This window comes from Nocardia fodinahabitans (assembly GCF_052983615.1).
The window spans coordinates 1,987,631-2,005,635 of sequence record NZ_JBRJJC010000001.1; the positions used below are offsets into that span (position 1 = coordinate 1,987,631).

Genomic DNA, 18,005 nt, shown 5'->3' on the forward strand with positions numbered 1-18,005 from the left:
ACCCACAGTTCGCCGTAATCAAACGGATTCAGGCCGTGACGCGGCCTGATTGCCGGGAGATCAGGCGTTCGGTCCGTACTCCTCGAGCATTTCGGTCACCAGCGCCGCGATCGGCGAGCGCTCGGAACGGGTGAGCGTGATGTGCGCGAAAAGCGGATGCCCCTTGAGCTTTTCGATCACCGCGGCCACGCCGTCGTGCCTGCCGACCCGCAGATTGTCGCGCTGGGCGACATCGTGGGTGAGCACGACGCGCGAACCGGTGCCCAGCCGTCGGCTCAGCACCGTCAGCAGCACATTGCGCTCGAGCGACTGCGCCTCGTCGACGATCACGAAGGAATCGTGCAGCGAGCGCCCGCGGATGTGGGTCAGCGGCAGCACTTCGAGCATGTCGCGGCTGAGCACCTCCTCCATCACCTCGCGGCTGGCCAGCCCGTCGAGCGTGTCGAAGACGGCCTGCGCCCACGGGCCCATCTTCTCGCTCTCCGAACCGGGCAGGTAGCCCAGTTCCTGGCCGCCCACCGCGTACAGCGGCCGGAACACGACCACCTTGCGCTGGGTCCGCCGCTCCAGCACGGCCTCCAGACCGGCGGTCAGCGCGAGCGCCGACTTACCGGTGCCGGCCCGGCCACCCATCGACACGATGCCGATGCTCTCGTCGAGCAGCAGATCGAGCGCGATCCGCTGTTCGGCCGAGCGGCCGTGCAGGCCGAACGCCTCCCGCTCCCGGACCAGCTGGACCCGCTTGTCGGCGGTGACCCGGCCCAGCGCGCTGGAGCTGCTGCCCAGCAGCCGGATCCCGGTGTGGCAGGGCAGTTCCCGCGCCTCGTCCAGGTCGATCACCGAATCGGCGTAGAGCTGGTCGATCCGGGTGCCCGCGACATCGAGTTCGACCATGCCGCTCCAGCCGGAGGTCACCACGTCCTGGGCGTGGTACTCGTCGGCGGACAGGCCGACCGCGCTCGCCTTGACTCGCAGCGGGATGTCCTTGGACACCAGCACCACGTCCTCGCCCTCGGCCGAGAAGTTCAGCGCGCAGGCCAGGATGCGGGAATCGTTGGTCTCCGAACGGAATCCGGCGGGCAACACCGACGGATCGGTGTGGTTGAGCTCCACCTGCAGTGTGCCGCCCTCGGTGCCGATCGGCAGTGCCTGGTCGAGCCTGCCGTGGTTGACCCGCAGGTCGTCGAGCATCCGCAGGGCTTCCCTGGCGAACCAGCCGAGTTCGTGGTGGTGTCGCTTGGCCTCCAATTCACTGATCACGACCAGCGGTAGAACCACCTTGTGTTCGCCGAACCTGGTGACGGCCCACGGATCCGAGAGCAGGACCGAGGTGTCGACGATGAAAGTCTTGCGACCGGAACGCGAGGGGCGGACCCCCTTCTTCGAGGCCGAGGCCGTGTGCATCGCGGGGGCGGAAACGGAGCGTGCAGCAGTCACGGTGGGCTCCTTATGTGTTCGCACGGCACCCGCGCGAACGATCTCGCTGGACCGGTCCGTCCTGGTAGGCGGTGACGCGCTGGTCAACCGCCACGAGGGCCGGGTGCCGTTCGGCCCTCTCGCACTGAGTTGCTCAGTCACGGTCAGGACCTCCCGTACGAGCCACACCGACGCGACCCGCATCACCGACGCTACCGTCCAACTCCCGGCCGCGCTGCCGGACAGCCGGACGTGTCCGTGAATTTGTCGTTAACCGGCGCCGACGCCGCGGATCCGCGCCAGGTGAGCCGCCGAGCGCTAGAGTCGAGGCATGGCCGAAGACCAGGATCTGGAGAAGCTGTCGTCGAAGGAACTGCACGATCGCGCGGTGAAGACGGCCGTGCGGCGCGGCGACGTGAAGTTCCTGTGGAACCTGCTCAAGTCGATCCCGGCGGCCCAGGCCGAAGCGGGCGACCTCGGCGAGAGCGCGGCCGACATCAAGTACGTGCTGCCGATGATCGACGACTACATCCACGCGGGTGACGGCAAACTGGCCGATGTCCTGCGACCGACCTACCTGGACTACCTGAGCAAGCACGGGTAGTCCGGGCCGGGTTCAGCGGCGCAGCACCGCCCGCGCCGCTCCGACGACCGTGCCGCGCAACACGTTGCCCATGCTGAAGTGGTCGTCCCACAGCACGATTCGGCCCTCGCGCAGTGCGAAGGTGCCGCTCACCCAGAAGCCGATGTTCACCGGTCCCGCGCGCAGGTAGTCGGTGCGGTCGGTGAGCACGATGTCGCCGTCCGCGGCGATGTGGTGCATGTCCGCCGCGAACCCCAGCTGCGGCCGGTCGAGCCCGCGCAGCAAGCCGGCGACCCGCTTCTTGCCGCGCACGGTCGGCAGTCCAGTGTTCTGCCAGACGATCGCCGGGTCGAGTAGCTCGAGCGCTTCGTCGACGGAGCCGAGTTCGAGCGCGACGAAGAACTCCCGCACGACGGTGACGGCGTTCTCCGGCAGCTCCGGTTGGTCGGTCATGAGGCGAGCCTAGGACCTTCGCCGTTCCCAGACCAGACCTCGGCGCTACCGATCCGCCCGCTGCGCGATCAGCACCGCGAGACCGTCCAGGATGCGGTCGACGCCGTAGTCGAAGGCAGCGCCCGCCTCGGTAGTGCCCGCGGAGACTGCTGCCGCCTCTTCCGCGAAGGCCGCGGTGACCGCCGGATAACGGTCACCCGCCGCGGTCATCATCGCGGTGAACTGGTCGGTGAACTGCTCCTGCGCGTCGCCGCCGACCGAGGCGAACACCTGGGCCAAGCTGCGGGCATGCCCGTTGAGCAGCACGATCGTGTCGAGCCGTTCGGGGCCGGTCAGGCCGGTGTCGTCGAGCGCGGTGAGCGCGGCCTCGGTCCAGCCCATCTCGTTCGGGCCGAACGGCCGGATACCGAGGGTGAGTTCGATGGCCCACGGGTGGGCGCGGAAGCGCTCGAAGATCGCCTCGACCCAGCTCCGCAGGCCGTCGCGCCAGCGGCCGGGCACCGCGTCGATCGCGGGTGGTGCACCCATCGCGGCGTCGAGCATCAGCGCCGTGAGCTGTTCCTTACCCGGCACGTACCGGTACAGCGACATCTTGGTGAAGCCGAGCCGTTCGGCCAGTCGCTGCATCGACAGCGCGGCCAGACCTTCGGCATCGGCCAGCGCGATCGCCTCGGCGACGATCCCGTCCAGGGTGAGCGCGGGTTTGGGCCCACGTTTGGGGCGCTGGGCGGTGCCCCACAGCAGGTCGACGGTGGTCGGCGGCGGCATCGGTCCATCCTCTCGAGAACTCCGGTTGACGCAAAACTGTGTCTACCATACTCTTATTCGCGTCCACCGGATACAGATTCCATCGGACACAGATCCCGACCACACAGGAGCACACCATGCGTAACCAGACCGTCCTCATCTCCGGCGCCAGCGTGGCGGGGCCTGCCCTGGCCTACTGGCTGCATCGCTACGGCTGCACCGTCACCGTGGTCGAGCGCGCCCCCGCGCTGCGTCCCGGCGGCCAGGCCGTCGACTTCAAGGGCGCGACCCACCTGACCGTGCTCGAGCGGATGGGCATCCTCGACGAGGTGCGCGCCCGCCGCACCGGCACCACCGACGTGGTCTTCGTCGACGAGAACGAGCGCGAACTGGCCTTCCTGTCCGGCGACTTCACCGGCGGCGACATCGAGATCCTGCGCGGCGACCTGGCCGAGGTCATGTACCGGCAGACCGAGAAGCACTGCGAATACGTCTTCGGCGACACCATCACCGCACTCACCGACACCGCGGGCGGCGTGCGGGTGGAGTTCGAACACGGGGCGACGCGCACCTTCGACCTCGTCCTCGGCGCCGACGGAATCCACTCTCGGGTAAGGAAACTGGCGTTCGGACCCGAGGCCGAGTTCGTCAAGCATCTCGGGTACTACTACGGCGTGGCGGGCGCCAGCCGCTGGAGCGACACCGACCTCCCCCGCGAGCGGGCTCGCGGTTTCGCCCACAACTCCCCCGGAAAGCTCGCGATCGACGGCGGCTCCAAGGCCCAGCAGTTGTACATGTTCGCGTCCGCGCCGCTGGACTACTCCCGCGAGGACACCGCCGCCCAGCGGCGCATCATCGAGCAGACCTACGCGGGCATCGGCTGGCACGTTCCGCGCATGCTCGCCGAGCTGGCCGACTTCGACGACATCTACCTCGACTCGATCAGCCAGGTGCGGATGAAGGGCGCCTACACGCGCGGCCGCGTCGCCCTGGTCGGCGACTCCGCCTACGGCAACACCCTCGGCGGGTTCGGCACCGGTCTGGCCGTTGTCGGCGCGTATGTGCTCGCGGGCGAACTGGCCGTCGCCGGCGGCGACCACGTCACCGCGTTCGCCGCCTACGACCGAATCATGAAGCGCTACGCCAAGATCGCGGGCAACAGCAACGCAGGCCCGTTCCTCGCCCCGAAGACCGCGCTCGGCATCAAGGTCCGCAACCGGTTCCTCGGCTCGCGCGGCTTCTCGCTGATGCTGAAATACGGCGACAAGGCCGCCAACGACATCGACCTGATCGACTACCCGGCGCTGGCCGGAGTCACCGAAGCGCCCTGAATCCGGCCTTGACTTGGAGTGCACTCCAAGTCATATCGTCGCCGCTATGAGCATTCGTCTCGGTTACCAGATGCCCAACTTCAGCAACACGTCCTCGGTGCGCGAGCTGTTCCCCACGGTGATCGCGCAGGCCGCGGCGGCGGAGGCGGCCGGATTCGACGCCGCCTTCGTGATGGACCACTTCTACCAGCTACCCGGCATCGGCGCGCCGGACGAGCCGATGCTGGAGGCCTACACGGCGCTCGGCGCACTGGCGACGGCGACCGATCGAATCCAGTTGTCCGCCTTGGTCACCGGCAACACCTACCGCAATCCCGCGCTGCTCGCCAAGACCGTCACCACCCTCGACGTGGTCAGCGGCGGACGGGCCGTGCTCGGCATCGGCGCGGGCTGGTTCGAGCTCGAGCACCAGCAGTACGGTTTCGAGTTCGGCACCTTCACCGAGCGCTTCCAGCGACTGGAGGAGGCGCTGCGGATCATCGCCCCGATGCTGCACGGACAGCGGCCCACCTTCGACGGCGCCTGGTATCACACCGAGAACGCCATGAACGAGCCCCGCGTCCGCGACGACCTGCCGATCATGCTCGGCGGCGGTGGCGAGAAGAAGACCTTCGCGCTGGCGGCCCGCTTCGCCGACCACCTCAACATCATCAGCAACGCCTCCCTGCTGCCCCAGAAAATCGCGGCACTGCACCAGCGCTGCGCCGAGGCCGACCGCGACCCGGCCACCCTCGAGACCAGCTTCCTCGCCTTCGTCATCGCCGACGAAGACGGCGACCGCGCCCGGAAACTCCAGTCCGACATGCTCGCCCGCGCCGGCATCGACCTGTCCGCGCTGTCGCCCGAGGAGATCCGCAACTCCCCCGCCGACCGCCAGTTCGTCGGCACCCCCGACGAGGTCGCCGAGCAGATCCAGACCCGTGTCCTCGACCACGGCATCGACGGCATCATCGTCAACATGATCACCAACGGCCACGAACCGGGGGTCATCGAAGCAGCAGCCAAGGCGTTGCGCCCCTTGGTGAGCTGACCCACCCCACCCACGCTCACCCCGCCCGCGCTGCCCACCACGGCACCGCGGGCGGTTCCGCGTCTGCGGCTATGTTGGCAGTCCGGATCCGAAGAACCGATGCGCAATCCTCACCTCACCGAGGGAACCGAACCGAGCCTTCGTGCGTCCAACCAACAGAACGAGCAATTGGGGAGGGTAGATGACCGGGTTTCTGGACGTCGATGTCGATGTCCTGATCAAGACTGTTCAGTCGTTGCGCGGTGCCGAGCAGGTGTTGACCGACGTGATGAACTCGATGTCCAAGGACAGCAAGCTCGATCTCGGTACCGCGGCTCTCAACGATGCCGCCGACAGCTTCCAGACGCGTTGGAAGTTCGGCATCGAACGGATCGGCGAGTCGGCCGGCACCACCGCGGACGGCGTCGATGAGTGTCTGACCGCCTACCAGGACCTCGACACGACCATCGCCACCCTGCTCACGCTGTACGGCAACGGCATCGGGACCACACCGGCCGCACCGGGTGAGGGCGGCCAGTGACTCCCCAGAACCCCTATCCCAATCTCGGTTTCAATCCCGCTCCCGGTTCCGCCACCGAGGTCGGCACGCTCGGCACGAAGGTCCGCAGCGCCGCCGACAAGATCGACGAGCTGAGCATCTTGCTGTACCGCTTGCGCAACAGCAACGACGACGTCTGGAAGGGCGAAGCGGGCGATGCCTTCCGGGAGAGTCTCGACGCGACTCTCCTCCAAGATCTGACCTACGCGAAGAAATCGCTCGACGGTGCCGCCACCGTCATCCAGGCATGGCACACCAACCTCGTCGGATACCAGGACACCGCCGCAGGCCTCGAGACCGAGGCTGCCACAGCCCGCGCCACCCACGGGCAAGCGGTCACCGCGCTCCAGCAGGCCCGGGCCAATCCAGATCTCGATCTCGCCGGCCAGACGTTCACCGATGCGGACGCGCTCGCATCCGCTCAGGCCCGCCTCGACGCGGCCAACAACAAGGTCACCGCTGCCACCACAGCGGTGACCGACGCGCAGCGCGCGATCGATGCGATCATCACCCGCGCGAAGGAACTACAGACGACCCACAATTCCGCCGCCACCACGACCGCAACCGAGCTGGACGCGGCCGGGGCGAACTTCGCGCCGAGCGAACCGGACAAGGGTCTGTTCGAAGGACTCTGGGACTGGCTCAACGACAACCAGGAGACGATTCACGATGCTCTCGCCGCGACGTCGGCGGTCACCGGCCTTCTCGCGCTGGTCACGCCACCTCCGGTGAGCGCGGTCTTCGGTGTGGTCGCGTTGGCCAGTGGGCTCGGCGCACTCGGCATGAACGCTCTGAACCCGGAGTACCAGGATACGGTGGGCGACATCATGAACGGCGAGTTCGACATGGCCGCGATCGGCAGCATGGGCGCCACACTGACCACCGACACGCTCTCGGTCCTGCCCGGTGTCGGTGGCGTCGTCAAGGGTGGCAAGGCACTGTTCGCCGAAGCTGATACCGCTGCGGCGCTGGCGAACTCGGCCACCGATGCCGCCACGTCGTCGTCAAAGTTCAGCCAGGTGATGGGCGCGTTCACCGACGGTGCGCAAAGTCCGGGAATTCTGTCGAACAAGGTGCTGGATCCGCTCGCATCGGCGATACCCGCGCGATTCGGTGGGGTCGAGGTGACCGACGTTCTTCTCGACTTCAGTCAGGCAAGCCGCCACACGGACAGCATCGATACGACAGTCGGTGGCATCGAGATGATCAACCGCGCGGTCAAGGCCGGCCTCGGTGCCGCGAGCGGTGGTCAACTCATGTCCGTTGGGGAGTCCGAATGAGTGAACAAGTAGTCACTGTCGCGATTCCCGAAGGCTATTCGGAGATTCCGCTGGCCGACGTCGTAACCCATGCCCAGCACCTGTTCGACTTCACCGGCAAGCAACCGCCGTCCGACAAGCCGACGATCCTGGGCGCCGTCACCGCGCTCATCGGAAATCTCGTGGACAACGGCACCCGGTATATCGGGATCGGCGGCCACCAGATCCCGGGCGGGCAGCCGCTGTATTCCTGCCTGACCGTGTCGGTAGTCGACGCACCGGGCGGACCGCGCAGCCCCCGCCTGGCATTGGCCGCGGTGGTCCGATCGCGGAGCAACGACAGCGCCACCGGGCATTCGGCGCTGATCGAGTCGGAACGACATCCGATCTTGTTCACCGAGAAGGTCGGGGAAGTACCTGCACAGCTGGCGGGTACCGAACGCGCCCATTCGGTGTACCAGCTGGAAGCAGTCGTGTCGTCCGACGACGGCACCGTGCTCGCAGCGATCCAGCTCGCGTCCCCTGATACCGAACGAGGAGCGCTGTGCCGCAAGATGGTGGCCGACATGGCCGGCTCGGTAGTCTTCGGCGCCCCGGCCACAGTCACCCTGGACATGTCATGACGGTTCGGGAGCAGTTGGAGGCGCGGGCGTGGCGTACGCCGCGCACTTTGTGGACGCTGGTGTGGACGACTGCGCGGGCGTTGGTGGTGCTGACCTGCGGAATTGCTTGCGTTCCCGCGTTTCTGCATTCGGCCGGAATTTCCAGCTCGGCGGCCGAGGCTGATGGGCGGGACTCCGATGCCGCGGTGTTCTTTCTTCTAGCCTTTCTGCCGCTGACGATCACCGGACTGGTCATGACGCGAACCGCGTTTCGCCGGTGGTTGTCGGCGCGGCATCGCTGGCAGGTGTGGAATATCGAGACCCTTCGGCCCGAAGTTCAGGAATGGGTCAATCTGCTGGATGACCGGGGGACGGTCGCGGGAACTCTGGTGCTGCGCAAGTGGACGTCACGAACATTCGACAGCGACGACCGGGTCGCCTGGTTCGCCGGGGTACCGAACAAGGCGGGTCTCATCGCGAAACCGGGCGGAGCCGGCGCGCAGCTGGCTTATCGGTCGCTGTTCTACGTGGCGCCGCGCTTCGGTACCACCTTGCTGGTCAAGGACAAATCGGCGGCTCCGGTTCCCCAGCCGCACAACGCTTCTCCCGCGAGCACGCCCGAACCGCCGGGCAAGCACGGCGGACTCGACGATGCCACCTTCCCGTCACCGCGGAAGCTGCGCCGAACGCTGGCCTACCTGCTCGACATCGTCGTGCACCTGGCGATCGGGTTCGGTGTCGTGTTCCTCAGCGACGAGGTGACGCGTCATGCCGTGACGCGCCAGGATTGGAACAGCACGCAGATCGCGTGGTGGACGATGATCGGGTACTTCCTGCTCGCATCGTTCGTCGACCGGGTCGTGCTCCAGTCCGTGACGCGGACGACGCTCGGCAAAGCCGTTTTCGGACTGGTCGTCATCGACCGCGACACCGGCTGCTACCCCCGGGCGCGCAGGCTGCTCGCGGCCTGGTTGATCGGCGTGATCATGCCGCTGCTGGTCCTCGGAGACAGCTCTGTCCCCGAACGGCCGGAGCGTTATCTGCTCCCCTCGGTGCGGCGGCGTGACGCGCGGCAGGTCTTCGGGACACGGTCCGATCACCTGGTGGGCGATACCGTCGCTCGCTAGGTTCGGAGGATGGCGATCGTAGATGAGCTCGAGCGGTTCCTCGACGACTATCAGGCCGCGCTGGCGGCCTTCGATTCCGAACGGTCGGCCGCGCTGTGGGGTCTACCGGGCATGATCCTGAGCGACGAGTTCGCCGGGGCACTGGACTCGCGTGCGCTGATGGCGCGGGGGCTCGCGCAGTCCTATCCGCTGTATCGCGAGCTGGGGATGGGGCGGCGTCGAGCACACCCTGCTCGAACACGCCGCGCTGACCGAGCGGATCGCGCGGCTGCGCGTGCGCTGGCACTTCCGGGACACGGCGGGCGAACCGCTGGTCGACAGCGACTACGAATACCTGCTGCGGCGCGACGACGACGGCTGGCACGCCTACGTGGCCGTCGCCATCGACGAGGCCGCCAAGCTGGCGGGGCTGGCTGCCGACAAAGGCATCGACCTGTCCTGAAACAACGAAACGCCCTCGCCCGCTGGATGAATCAGCGGGCGAGGGCGTTCGGTCGGGGTGTCGGCTCAGCCGAGCAGGCGCCAGTCCTCCAGGCCCTGGTAGAGCGGGACGCTCTGGGCCAGCTTGGCGACGCGGGCGCGCAGCGACTCGGTGTCGGAGGTGCCGGCCAGCGCGGCGGCGATGATGTCGGCGACCTCGGTGAACTCGGCGTCGCCGAAGCCGCGGGTGGCCAGGGCGGCGGTGCCGATGCGCAGGCCGGAGGTGACCATCGGCGGGCGCGGGTCGAACGGCACGGCGTTGCGGTTGACGGTGATGCCGACCTCGTGCAGGAGGTCCTCGGCCTGCTGGCCGTCGAGCTCGGAGTTGCGCAGGTCGACCAGGACCAGGTGCACGTCGGTGCCGCCGGTCAGGACCGAGACGCCCTTGTCCTTGACGTCGGCGCCGGTCAGGCGCTCGGCGAGGATGCGCGAGCCGGACAGGGTGCGCACCTGGCGGTCCTTGAACTCCTCGGTGGCGGCGATCTTGAACGCGGCGGCCTTGGCGGCGATCACGTGCATGAGCGGGCCACCCTGCTGACCCGGGAACACCGCCGAGTTCAGCTTCTTGGCGAATTCCTGCTTGGCCAGGATCAGGCCGGAGCGGGGGCCGCCGAGGGTCTTGTGCACGGTGGAGGACACCACGTCGGCGTACGGCACGGGCGAGGGGTGCAGACCGGCGGCGACCAGACCGGCGAAGTGCGCCATGTCGACCCACAGGTAGGCGCCGACCTCGTCGGCGATCTCGCGGAACTTCGCGAAGTCCTGGTGCCGCGGGTAGGCCGACCAGCCCGCGACGATCACCTTCGGCTTGGACGCCTTGGCGATGTCACGCACCTCGTCCATGTCGATGCGGTGGTCTTCCTTCGACACACCGTAGGAGTGGACGTCGTAGAGCTTGCCCGAGAAGTTCAGGCGCATGCCGTGGGTGAGGTGACCACCGTGGGCCAGGTCCAGGCCCAGCAGGGTCTCGCCCGGATTCATCAGCGCCATCAGCACCGCGGCGTTGGCCTGCGCGCCGGAGTGGGGCTGCACGTTGGCGAACTCGGCGCCGAAGAGCTCCTTGGCGCGGTCGCGCGCCAGGGTCTCCACCACGTCGACGGCCTCGCAGCCACCGTAGTAGCGGCGGCCCGGGTAGCCCTCGGCGTACTTGTTGGTGAGCACGGAACCCTGCGCCTGCAGGACCGCGCGCGGCACGAAGTTCTCCGAGGCGATCATCTCGAGGGTGTCGCGTTCGCGGGCGAGCTCGCCCGCCATCGCGGCGGCCAACTCGGGATCGAGCTCACCGAGAGACTGGGTATTCACCGAAGCGGTCGTCTGCGTCACGACCCTCAGTCTATGGGCCGCGCGCGGACGCCCGAGCACGGGGATAGCGCAACACCGACCCGGCCGCTACCCGGGAGACGCAGCTCACAGCCCTGCGGCCGCACCGACGACCCCCAGCGAGCAGCACCGGCGGCCGTAACAGCCACTCCATCGGTGACCGATGACACAGTCATGGACCCGGCGGCTGCGCCGTCATCGGTGTAGTTCACACCGGCATGCGCCGGATGGCGCCCGGCGTGAGCGGCTCGTCGAGCAGACGGCCGAATCGCTCGACCCGATCCTGCGCGTCGACCGCGGTGTCGAGCCAGCCACCGAGCAGGCGGTAGCCCTCCACGTAGGTGCTGATGTAGGCCCGCCACAGCGGCGAGGACAGGAACCGCAGCGACTGCCGTGCCCGCTCCGGCGTGGCCAGACTCCACCGTTGCAGGAACGCCGCGACCTCGTCCTCCCCGCGATGCTGATCGTGCAGCAGCAGTGCCGCGTCCTGACGCACACTCAGCAGTTTCGCCGCCGCGGTCGAGAAGCGCTCGGCCCGTTCACCGTCGAAGCGCAGCCCCAGATCGGCGTAGATCTCCTGCGCCCACAGTCCCCAGCCCGGCCCGATGATCGACTGCAGCGCCAGGTCGGCCAGGCCCTCGGCCATCAGGCACTGCGGGGTGTTGACCAGGAACAGCGTCTGCTCGTCCTCGCCCGCGGCGACCAGCCCGGCCTCCTTGCGGCAGTGCTCGGTGTGATGACCCGGGTAGGCCTCGTGCGCGATGAGCGCGGGCAGGTGCGCCATGTGCTGCTTGAGGTCGGAGTTGATCGCGACCTTGGAGTGGAAATTGCCCAGGTAGTAGTTGAATCCGGACCACGGCTTGTCGCCGACCACCTCGTAGGTGACGGTCTCGTGGTCGGGCAGCGGGTAGCGCTCGCGGACCCGCTCGCGCAGCGCACTGGAGAACGCCTCGACGCAGACCGCGAGCTTGTCCGGCGGGATCTCGTCGCCGCGCCGGTAGGCGGCCGCGCGCTCGGCCAGCGGACCCTCCCCGCCGAGTACCTCGTCCATCCGGCGGTGCGCCTCGCGGTAGTCGTCGGGGTCGCCGGGCGCGATGTCGACGTCGAAGTAGGCGCGGACCTCGTCGACGAACCCGATCTCCTCCCCGGCGAACTTGCGCGCCGAGCACTCCATCGCGACCAGATGGGCGTCGAGGAATTCGGTGCGCCGTGCCGACAGCCCGGCGTCGGCCAGGCCGGCACGCAGGTCGACGGCCCGCTTCACCAGCTCCGCCGGGTCGGGGACCGGCGCGTTCTCGCTGTCGCGACGCAGCTGCGGATCGCCGGTGTAGGCGTCGACGAAGCCTTCCTCGAGCCGATCGAAAGCCAGTCCGAGCCGCAGGTATTCAGTGACGAGTGGATGTGACCCCATGCCGTCCGACCTTACGGGGTAATTCGGAAAAGCGGGCCCTACCTCGGCGTTGTTGCTCGTTACCGACGGGTAGCCAAACCCCCTGTTGCGCGCGGATGGCCGGGACGGAGCACAATCGCGACATGCGGTCAGAGTTATCCCGGATCTCACTGGACGGGCAGCCCAGCTGTGCGTGTGCGCCCGAACGGAGCGTCGGGTAGGTGGCACGGATGAGCGAGCCGAGCCCGTATGTGGAGTTCGACCGGAAGCAGTGGCGCACCCTGCGCAAGTCGACTCCCCTGGTCCTGACCGAGGAGGAACTGACCGGCCTACGTGGTCTCGGCGAGCAGATCGATCTCGAGGAAGTCGCCGAGGTCTACCTGCCGCTCGCCCGGCTCATCCACCTGCAGGTCGCGGCCCGCCAGCGGCTGTTCGCCGCCACCGCGACCTTTCTCGGGGAGAAGCATCCCGACAAACAGGTGCCGTTCGTGATCGGCGTCGCGGGCAGTGTCGCGGTGGGCAAGTCGACCACCGCGCGCGTGCTCCAGGCGCTGCTGGCCCGCTGGGACCACCATCCCCGGGTCGACCTGGTAACCACCGACGGGTTCCTCTACTCCACCGCCGAACTCACCCGCCGCGGCATCATGCACCGCAAGGGGTTCCCGGAGAGCTACGACCGGCGCAAGCTACTGCGCTTCGTCACCGAGGTGAAATCCGGCGCCGAAGAGGTGTGCGCGCCGGTCTATTCGCACAAGTCCTACGACATCGTGCCGGACGAGAAGCACTGTGTGCGGCAGCCCGACATCCTCATCGTCGAGGGCCTCAATGTGCTGCAAACCGGACCGCGGCTGATGGTGTCGGATCTGTTCGACTTCTCCATCTACGTCGACGCCAGGATCGAGGACATCGAGAACTGGTACGTGCAGCGCTTTCTCGCGCTACGCGAGACCGGCTTCGCCGACCCCGACGCGCACTTCCACCACTACGCCGGGTTCAGCGACGAGCAGGCCACCGCGGCCGCGCGCGACATCTGGAACTCCACCAACCGACCCAACCTGGTGGAGAACATCCTGCCGACCCGCCCGCGCGCGACGCTGGTGCTGCGCAAGGACGCCGACCACACGATCAACCGGTTGCGGCTGCGCAAGCTCTGATCAGCGGTGCGTGGCCAGCACCTCGATCACGTCGCGCAGCACCGGCTTCCCGTCGATGGACAGGTCGCCGGCGATGGTGCCGAACGGGGCCGCCGCGCCGGTATGCCGTAGTTCGACGGCGATCGGATCGGTGAGGACGCGCAGGGCCGGGTCGGCGCCGGCCTGGGTCCAGCCGTCGCGGTAGCGCCAGACCGTCGAGGACACGAGCAGCTGCGGCTCGTCGCGGTGCCAGACCAGGCGGGTCAGCACGACATCCGTGCCGTCACCGCGGATGTCGGCGATCGAGCTGCACGACGGGAAGGGCGGACCCGCGGAATCGACTGTCCCGGTGGTCAGATCGAGCCGGTGCACCGAAGCCGCGCCGCAGGCGACATTGTCACGGCTGTAGCCCGCCACGACGACCGACCGGCCGCCGGGTGCGATCACCGCCTGGCGGAACGGGGTGTTCACGTCGGCGATGCGGCCGAACTGCTGCACCGCACCGGAATTCAGGTCGACGACGTAGAGGTGGTTGATGCCCCAGTTCGCGCCGGGGATGGACTCGATCCGCGTGAGCACGGCCAGGTTCCGGTCCAGAGCGATCAGCTCGGTGCCGGTGAGGGAAGCGCCCTCCCCCAGCGGATCACGCGGTATGGGCAGCGAGATCGACCGCAGCACAGTGGGATCGGGCGTGCGCAGGTCGGCCTGCATGATCGCGCCGTCGCGCCACCAGCCGACCACCGCGTCGTGCAGCGGGAACACCCTGGTGCAGTGGCAGTCGACGCGGCCCGAGGCGACCAGCAACTCGGCGACCTCGAGCGCGGTCACCACGCCGTCGCCGTCGACCGCGTAGGCCAGCGAATTATCCTGGCTGAAGCCGATATCGCGATAGTCGCCGACCCGGTCGCCGCGCATCCCCGAGGCATCGGCCACTCCCATTCCGGTCGTCGTGCGCACCGCGAACAGCGGCGCCGACTGCGGTGCCGTCGTCACGATCTGCGGCCCCTGCGGCGTAGCGGTCGCGCACCCCGCCCCGAGGACCGCGACCGCCGCCGCGGCGACGACCATCCGTAACCCACTGATCCGCATCACGACCTCCGGCGCTCCCCGCCTCGGCGCCACCGTGCAGCGCCGATCGACCGGGCACTGTGCCCGGCGCGCGGATATACGGACCCAACGCCGCATTGGTTCGATCGGCTTCCGGAGCCGGAACTCATGCCTGGGAATTCGATCGCCGTCGCGCTCCAGCACTGCCCGGCAGCGGCGGGACCGCCCGCGACGTGTTGCGGTCGATCACCACGGCCGAAGCCGCGACGGGCGCGGAGCCGCATGGATCGGTCGCGCCACCGTCGGATCGTGGGGCAGATCTACCTTTGCGTCGCGGCAGGCGCGCCCAGCGATACCACCTGGGTGGCGAGTTCGGTTCGCGTGCCGCCCTTCTCGACGACGAGCACCCCGCGCGGGGTATCGCGCGCGGCGGTCGGATCACCCGCGACGACCTGGATCACCGACTCCTGGGCTCGCGGCAGCATGTCGACCACCGGCTGCTCGCCGACCGGCGCCCAGCCCTGGGCCGCCGACTGCAACCGGTCGACGGCGCTGGGCGCGCCCGCCAGGTCGGCCCACTTCCTGGTGGCGACGGTCATCGTGCCGTCCCCGCCCCAGCGCGGGCTGTAGGCCGACGAGCACTCGCCCGGCAGTTCGGGCAGTGCCTGCACGGCGTTGGAGCGGGCGTCGATGGTCGCCACGTGGCCGGTGCCGCAGGACGCGCTGCGCGCGGTCGTGCCCGCCAGCACGAAGGTGTGGCCGTCGGGTCCGGCGGCGGCCGACAGGTTGGCATCGATGCCGGGCACCCGGCCCAGTGGCAGGATCGCCTCGGTGCCGATCGCGTACAGGTGGTTCTTCTCCCACCACAGGCCGCGCGACTCCACCCGGGCCAGCAGCAGGAACTCGTCGGTCGCCGCGACCAGCCGGGCCCCGTCCCACCTGCCGCCCGAGAGCGGACTCGGCGAATCCGGCAGCGTCACATCCTGTTCCGGTGCCGGGGGCGCGGTGCCGGACAGATCCATGGTCATGATCTGACCCGGCTCCCGCCACCACGCCAGCACCGACCCGCGCAAGGCGACAGCATCGGTGCAATCGCATTCGATTCGCGACACCGCGCCATCGGCAACCCGTAACGCCACCAGTGCCTTGGACCCCGACTCCACCGCGAACGCGAACTTCCCATCCCTGGTGAAACCGACCGTGGCCGACGAATAGCCGAAGCTCCCCGGCGCACGGAGGGTGTCGGCCCCGCGCACCACCGCCAGTTCCCCCTCGGTGCGATAGGCGAACACCGCGCCCGATGCCTGCGGCTGGTCCTCGGGCGTGATCCGGGGCGGCGCCGTGCGGTCGGCGCCGCAGCCCGCGACGAGCAGCACGGCACTCGACACCGCGCCGAGCGCCGCGATCCGCGCGCGCCGACTCGATCCTGGCTTGGTCACAACTCCCACAGCTCACCCCTGCACGTGTCGTCGGGCCTGGTCCCGGGCAGCAGCGTAGCCCGCGCCCGCCCGCGATCGGGGCGACTCTCCTACAACTTCCAGGCCGCGTCGAGCCTGGTCGCCACATCGATATTGCGGACCGCCGCGATCTCCGGCTTCCGGATCTCGTGATCGACACTGGCCAGTACCCGCAGCAACTGCCCCCGCTTGGTCGCACTCGCCACATTCACCCGCACATCACCGGCCCGCGGCTCCGCGATATCGATGACCTTCGCCAGGCGACCCGGTCCCACCCCGATCGGCCCGAAATCGAAAGCCGCGCCGGTGAGTTCACCGAAGGCCGCGGCGATCCGCTGCTCGGAGACGGCGTATTCCAGGAAACGCCTGCCGAATTCCTCATAACTGATATAAGAAGGCTGTTCGGGGTCCACTGCCCGCAGAGTACGCGAACGTTACGGCATCACACGCCGAAACGACGGTGCCGCGCGGCGTAATCGCGCAGCGCGCGCAAGAAGTCGACCCGCCGGAACTCCGGCCAATACGCCTCGGTGAACCAGATTTCCGAATAGGCGCTCTGCCACAACAGGAAACCCGAAAGCCGCTGCTCACCAGAGGTTCTGATGACCAGATCCGGATCCGGCTGGCCGGAGGTGTAGAGATGCTGACCGATCGCGTCGACCGTGATCGACTGCACCAGATCCTCACCCGACTCGCCCGCGGCGATCTCCTGACGCACCAGCGAACGCACGGCGTCGGTGATCTCCTGACGCCCGCCGTAGCCCACCGCCACATTCACATGCACACCGTCGCGGCCGCTCGTGCGCTCGGCCGCCACCCGCAGCCGCTTCGCGATCAGCTCCGGGAAACCCGCCAGCGAGCCGACGATCCGCACGCTCCAGTTCTGCTCCGGCGCGGACAGCTCCTCCACCACATCGGTGATGACCTCGAACAGCGTCTCCAGCTCGTCCGGATCCCGGCGCAGGTTCTCCGTCGACAGCAGATAGACGGTGACCATCTCGATGCCCTCGTCGGAGCACCAGCCGACCAGCTCGGCGATCTTCAGCGCGCCGACCCGATGGCCGTGGCTGACGTCGGTGAACCCGTTCTCCCGCGCCCAGCGGCGATTGCCGTCGCACATCACGGCGACATGGCGGGGATGCTGCTTATCGGCCAGCTGCTTGGACAGTCTGGCTTCGTAAATGCGATACGGCAGACCACGCACCCGACCGAGAAACTCCACGCCCGCACCCTACGCCTGGAACGCCCCTCCGGGTATTTTGCCGGTCGCGAGGAGGGCGTGAGCTGCGTACCCGACCGGCGGAGACGGTAGCGGACGCTGTGGGGGTGGGCACGTTTGTGGTGGTGGGGGTGGGTTCTGACGTACTGTGGGCGGTAACTTACGGTACCGTAGGTTTGGACCTTGGAGGATGCGTGGAGGCTGTGCGGGCTGGGGTCGAGGAGCCGGTCGTGCTCGGCAAGCCGCTGCTGCGGGGGTGGATTCATACCTGGGCGGTGGGGGTCGCCGCTGTCGCGGTGGCGGTGCTCGTGGTGTTCGGGTTCCGGGAGTCGGCTACCGCGGGGTGGTCGACGCTGCTCTACGGGATCTCGGTGTGTGCGCTGTTCGGGATCAGCGCGGTGTATCACCGGGTGACCTGGCGCAGTACGCGGGCGCGGGTGCGGATGAAGCGGGCCGATCATTCGATGATCTTTCTGTTCATCGCGGGCAGTTACACACCGTTCGCGTTGCTCGGGCTGCCGGGGACAACCGGGCGGACCTTGCTGGTCGTCGTGTGGGCGGGGGCGCTCGCCGGGGTGGCGTTGAAGCTGTTGTGGCCGACGGCGCCGCGCTGGGTGGGGGTGCCGCTGTATCTGCTGCTGGGCTGGGCGATCGTGCCGGTGGCACCCGAACTGCTACACAACGTGGGGGTATTGCCGCTGGTGCTGCTGGCCGTCGGCGGCGTGATCTACAGCGTCGGCGCGATCCTCTACGCCACGAAATGGCCGAATCCGTGGCCGACGCACTTCGGGCATCACGAGTTCTTCCATGCCGCGACCGTGATCGCGGCGCTCTGCCATTACCTCGCGATCTGGCTGGTCGTCCTCGGCTGAC

Annotated in this window: 19 protein-coding genes; 10 read left to right on the forward strand and 9 right to left on the reverse strand. The window is 68.3% G+C overall.

Features of this window, described 5'->3' with window-relative positions; translation table 11 throughout:
• Nucleotides 1-60 precede the first annotated feature (60 nt).
• The gene (gene phoH2, locus NV348_RS09230) at nucleotides 61-1,437 is read right to left on the reverse strand and encodes an RNA 5'-3' helicase PhoH2 (protein ID WP_447146663.1); all 1,377 of its coding nucleotides are present in this window, start codon (nucleotides 1,435-1,437) and stop codon (nucleotides 61-63) included.
• A gap of 310 nt (nucleotides 1,438-1,747) precedes the next feature.
• On the opposite strand from phoH2, the gene NV348_RS09235 reads away from it, so the two are divergent.
• Nucleotides 1,748-2,020 (forward strand): hypothetical protein, encoded by a 273-nt coding sequence (locus tag NV348_RS09235; RefSeq protein ID WP_447146664.1) that lies wholly within the window; start codon nucleotides 1,748-1,750, stop codon nucleotides 2,018-2,020.
• A gap of 12 nt (nucleotides 2,021-2,032) precedes the next feature.
• On the opposite strand, the gene NV348_RS09240 is transcribed toward NV348_RS09235, so the two are convergent.
• Both NV348_RS09240 and NV348_RS09245 read right to left on the reverse strand, forming a co-directional pair.
• Nucleotides 2,033-2,452, reverse strand: coding sequence for a limonene-1,2-epoxide hydrolase family protein (locus NV348_RS09240; protein ID WP_447146665.1), 420 nt, complete (start codon nucleotides 2,450-2,452; stop codon nucleotides 2,033-2,035).
• A gap of 45 nt (nucleotides 2,453-2,497) precedes the next feature.
• On the reverse strand, nucleotides 2,498-3,220 hold the full coding sequence (locus NV348_RS09245; protein WP_447146666.1) for a TetR/AcrR family transcriptional regulator: 723 nt from the start codon (nucleotides 3,218-3,220) through the stop codon (nucleotides 2,498-2,500).
• A gap of 116 nt (nucleotides 3,221-3,336) precedes the next feature.
• Between NV348_RS09245 and NV348_RS09250 the strand changes: the two genes are divergently transcribed.
• From NV348_RS09250 to NV348_RS09280, 7 genes are all read left to right on the forward strand, one after another.
• Nucleotides 3,337-4,530, forward strand: coding sequence for an FAD-dependent monooxygenase (locus NV348_RS09250; protein ID WP_447146667.1), 1,194 nt, complete (start codon nucleotides 3,337-3,339; stop codon nucleotides 4,528-4,530).
• A gap of 46 nt (nucleotides 4,531-4,576) precedes the next feature.
• Entirely contained in the window at nucleotides 4,577-5,560 is a 984-nt protein-coding gene (locus tag NV348_RS09255; protein WP_447146668.1) for an LLM class F420-dependent oxidoreductase, read from the forward strand.
• A 181-nt stretch (nucleotides 5,561-5,741) separates the two neighbouring features.
• Complete coding sequence (locus NV348_RS09260) at nucleotides 5,742-6,080, forward strand: hypothetical protein (RefSeq protein ID WP_447146669.1); 339 nt, start codon at nucleotides 5,742-5,744, stop codon at nucleotides 6,078-6,080.
• Entirely contained in the window at nucleotides 6,077-7,378 is a 1,302-nt protein-coding gene (locus NV348_RS09265) for a hypothetical protein (RefSeq protein WP_447146670.1), read from the forward strand. The genes NV348_RS09260 and NV348_RS09265 overlap by 4 nt, the downstream gene beginning before the upstream one ends.
• Nucleotides 7,375-7,980 carry a hypothetical protein gene (locus NV348_RS09270; RefSeq protein WP_447146671.1) on the forward strand — a complete coding sequence of 202 codons (606 nt, stop codon included), beginning with the start codon at nucleotides 7,375-7,377 and terminating at the stop codon, nucleotides 7,978-7,980. Before NV348_RS09265 ends, NV348_RS09270 begins: the two co-directional genes overlap by 4 nt.
• Nucleotides 7,977-9,086 (forward strand): RDD family protein, encoded by a 1,110-nt coding sequence (locus NV348_RS09275; protein WP_447146672.1) that lies wholly within the window; start codon nucleotides 7,977-7,979, stop codon nucleotides 9,084-9,086. Before NV348_RS09270 ends, NV348_RS09275 begins: the two co-directional genes overlap by 4 nt.
• 274 nt (nucleotides 9,087-9,360) lie before the next feature.
• On the forward strand, nucleotides 9,361-9,528 hold the full coding sequence (locus tag NV348_RS09280; RefSeq protein ID WP_447146673.1) for a hypothetical protein: 168 nt from the start codon (nucleotides 9,361-9,363) through the stop codon (nucleotides 9,526-9,528).
• A 65-nt stretch (nucleotides 9,529-9,593) separates the two neighbouring features.
• Here the strand turns inward: NV348_RS09280 and glyA are convergent, their stop codons facing one another.
• Together glyA and NV348_RS09290 are read right to left on the reverse strand one after the other, a co-directional pair.
• Nucleotides 9,594-10,889, reverse strand: coding sequence for a serine hydroxymethyltransferase (gene glyA, locus NV348_RS09285; protein ID WP_357343028.1), 1,296 nt, complete (start codon nucleotides 10,887-10,889; stop codon nucleotides 9,594-9,596).
• Nucleotides 10,890-11,094: 205 nt separating this feature from the next.
• Entirely contained in the window at nucleotides 11,095-12,297 is a 1,203-nt protein-coding gene (locus NV348_RS09290) for a DUF885 domain-containing protein (protein ID WP_447146674.1), read from the reverse strand.
• Nucleotides 12,298-12,497: 200 nt separating this feature from the next.
• Here NV348_RS09290 and coaA point away from each other — a divergent pair, with 200 nt between their 5' ends.
• On the forward strand, nucleotides 12,498-13,430 hold the full coding sequence (coaA, locus tag NV348_RS09295; protein WP_447146675.1) for a type I pantothenate kinase: 933 nt from the start codon (nucleotides 12,498-12,500) through the stop codon (nucleotides 13,428-13,430).
• Here coaA and NV348_RS09300 read toward each other — a convergent pair whose 3' ends face one another.
• The 4 genes from NV348_RS09300 to NV348_RS09315 form a co-directional block, all read right to left on the reverse strand.
• On the reverse strand, nucleotides 13,431-14,498 hold the full coding sequence (locus NV348_RS09300; protein ID WP_447146676.1) for a hypothetical protein: 1,068 nt from the start codon (nucleotides 14,496-14,498) through the stop codon (nucleotides 13,431-13,433).
• A gap of 278 nt (nucleotides 14,499-14,776) precedes the next feature.
• Nucleotides 14,777-15,895, reverse strand: a complete 1,119-nt coding sequence (locus tag NV348_RS09305) for a hypothetical protein (RefSeq protein ID WP_447146677.1) — start codon at nucleotides 15,893-15,895, stop codon at nucleotides 14,777-14,779.
• Between the two features lie 89 nt (nucleotides 15,896-15,984).
• Entirely contained in the window at nucleotides 15,985-16,326 is a 342-nt protein-coding gene (locus NV348_RS09310) for a hypothetical protein (protein WP_447146678.1), read from the reverse strand.
• Between the two features lie 29 nt (nucleotides 16,327-16,355).
• Complete coding sequence (locus tag NV348_RS09315; protein ID WP_218719531.1) at nucleotides 16,356-17,135, reverse strand: isoprenyl transferase; 780 nt, start codon at nucleotides 17,133-17,135, stop codon at nucleotides 16,356-16,358.
• A gap of 200 nt (nucleotides 17,136-17,335) precedes the next feature.
• Here NV348_RS09315 and trhA point away from each other — a divergent pair, with 200 nt between their 5' ends.
• Nucleotides 17,336-18,004 (forward strand): PAQR family membrane homeostasis protein TrhA, encoded by a 669-nt coding sequence (trhA, locus tag NV348_RS09320; protein ID WP_447150987.1) that lies wholly within the window; start codon nucleotides 17,336-17,338, stop codon nucleotides 18,002-18,004.
• Nucleotide 18,005 lies beyond the last annotated feature (1 nt).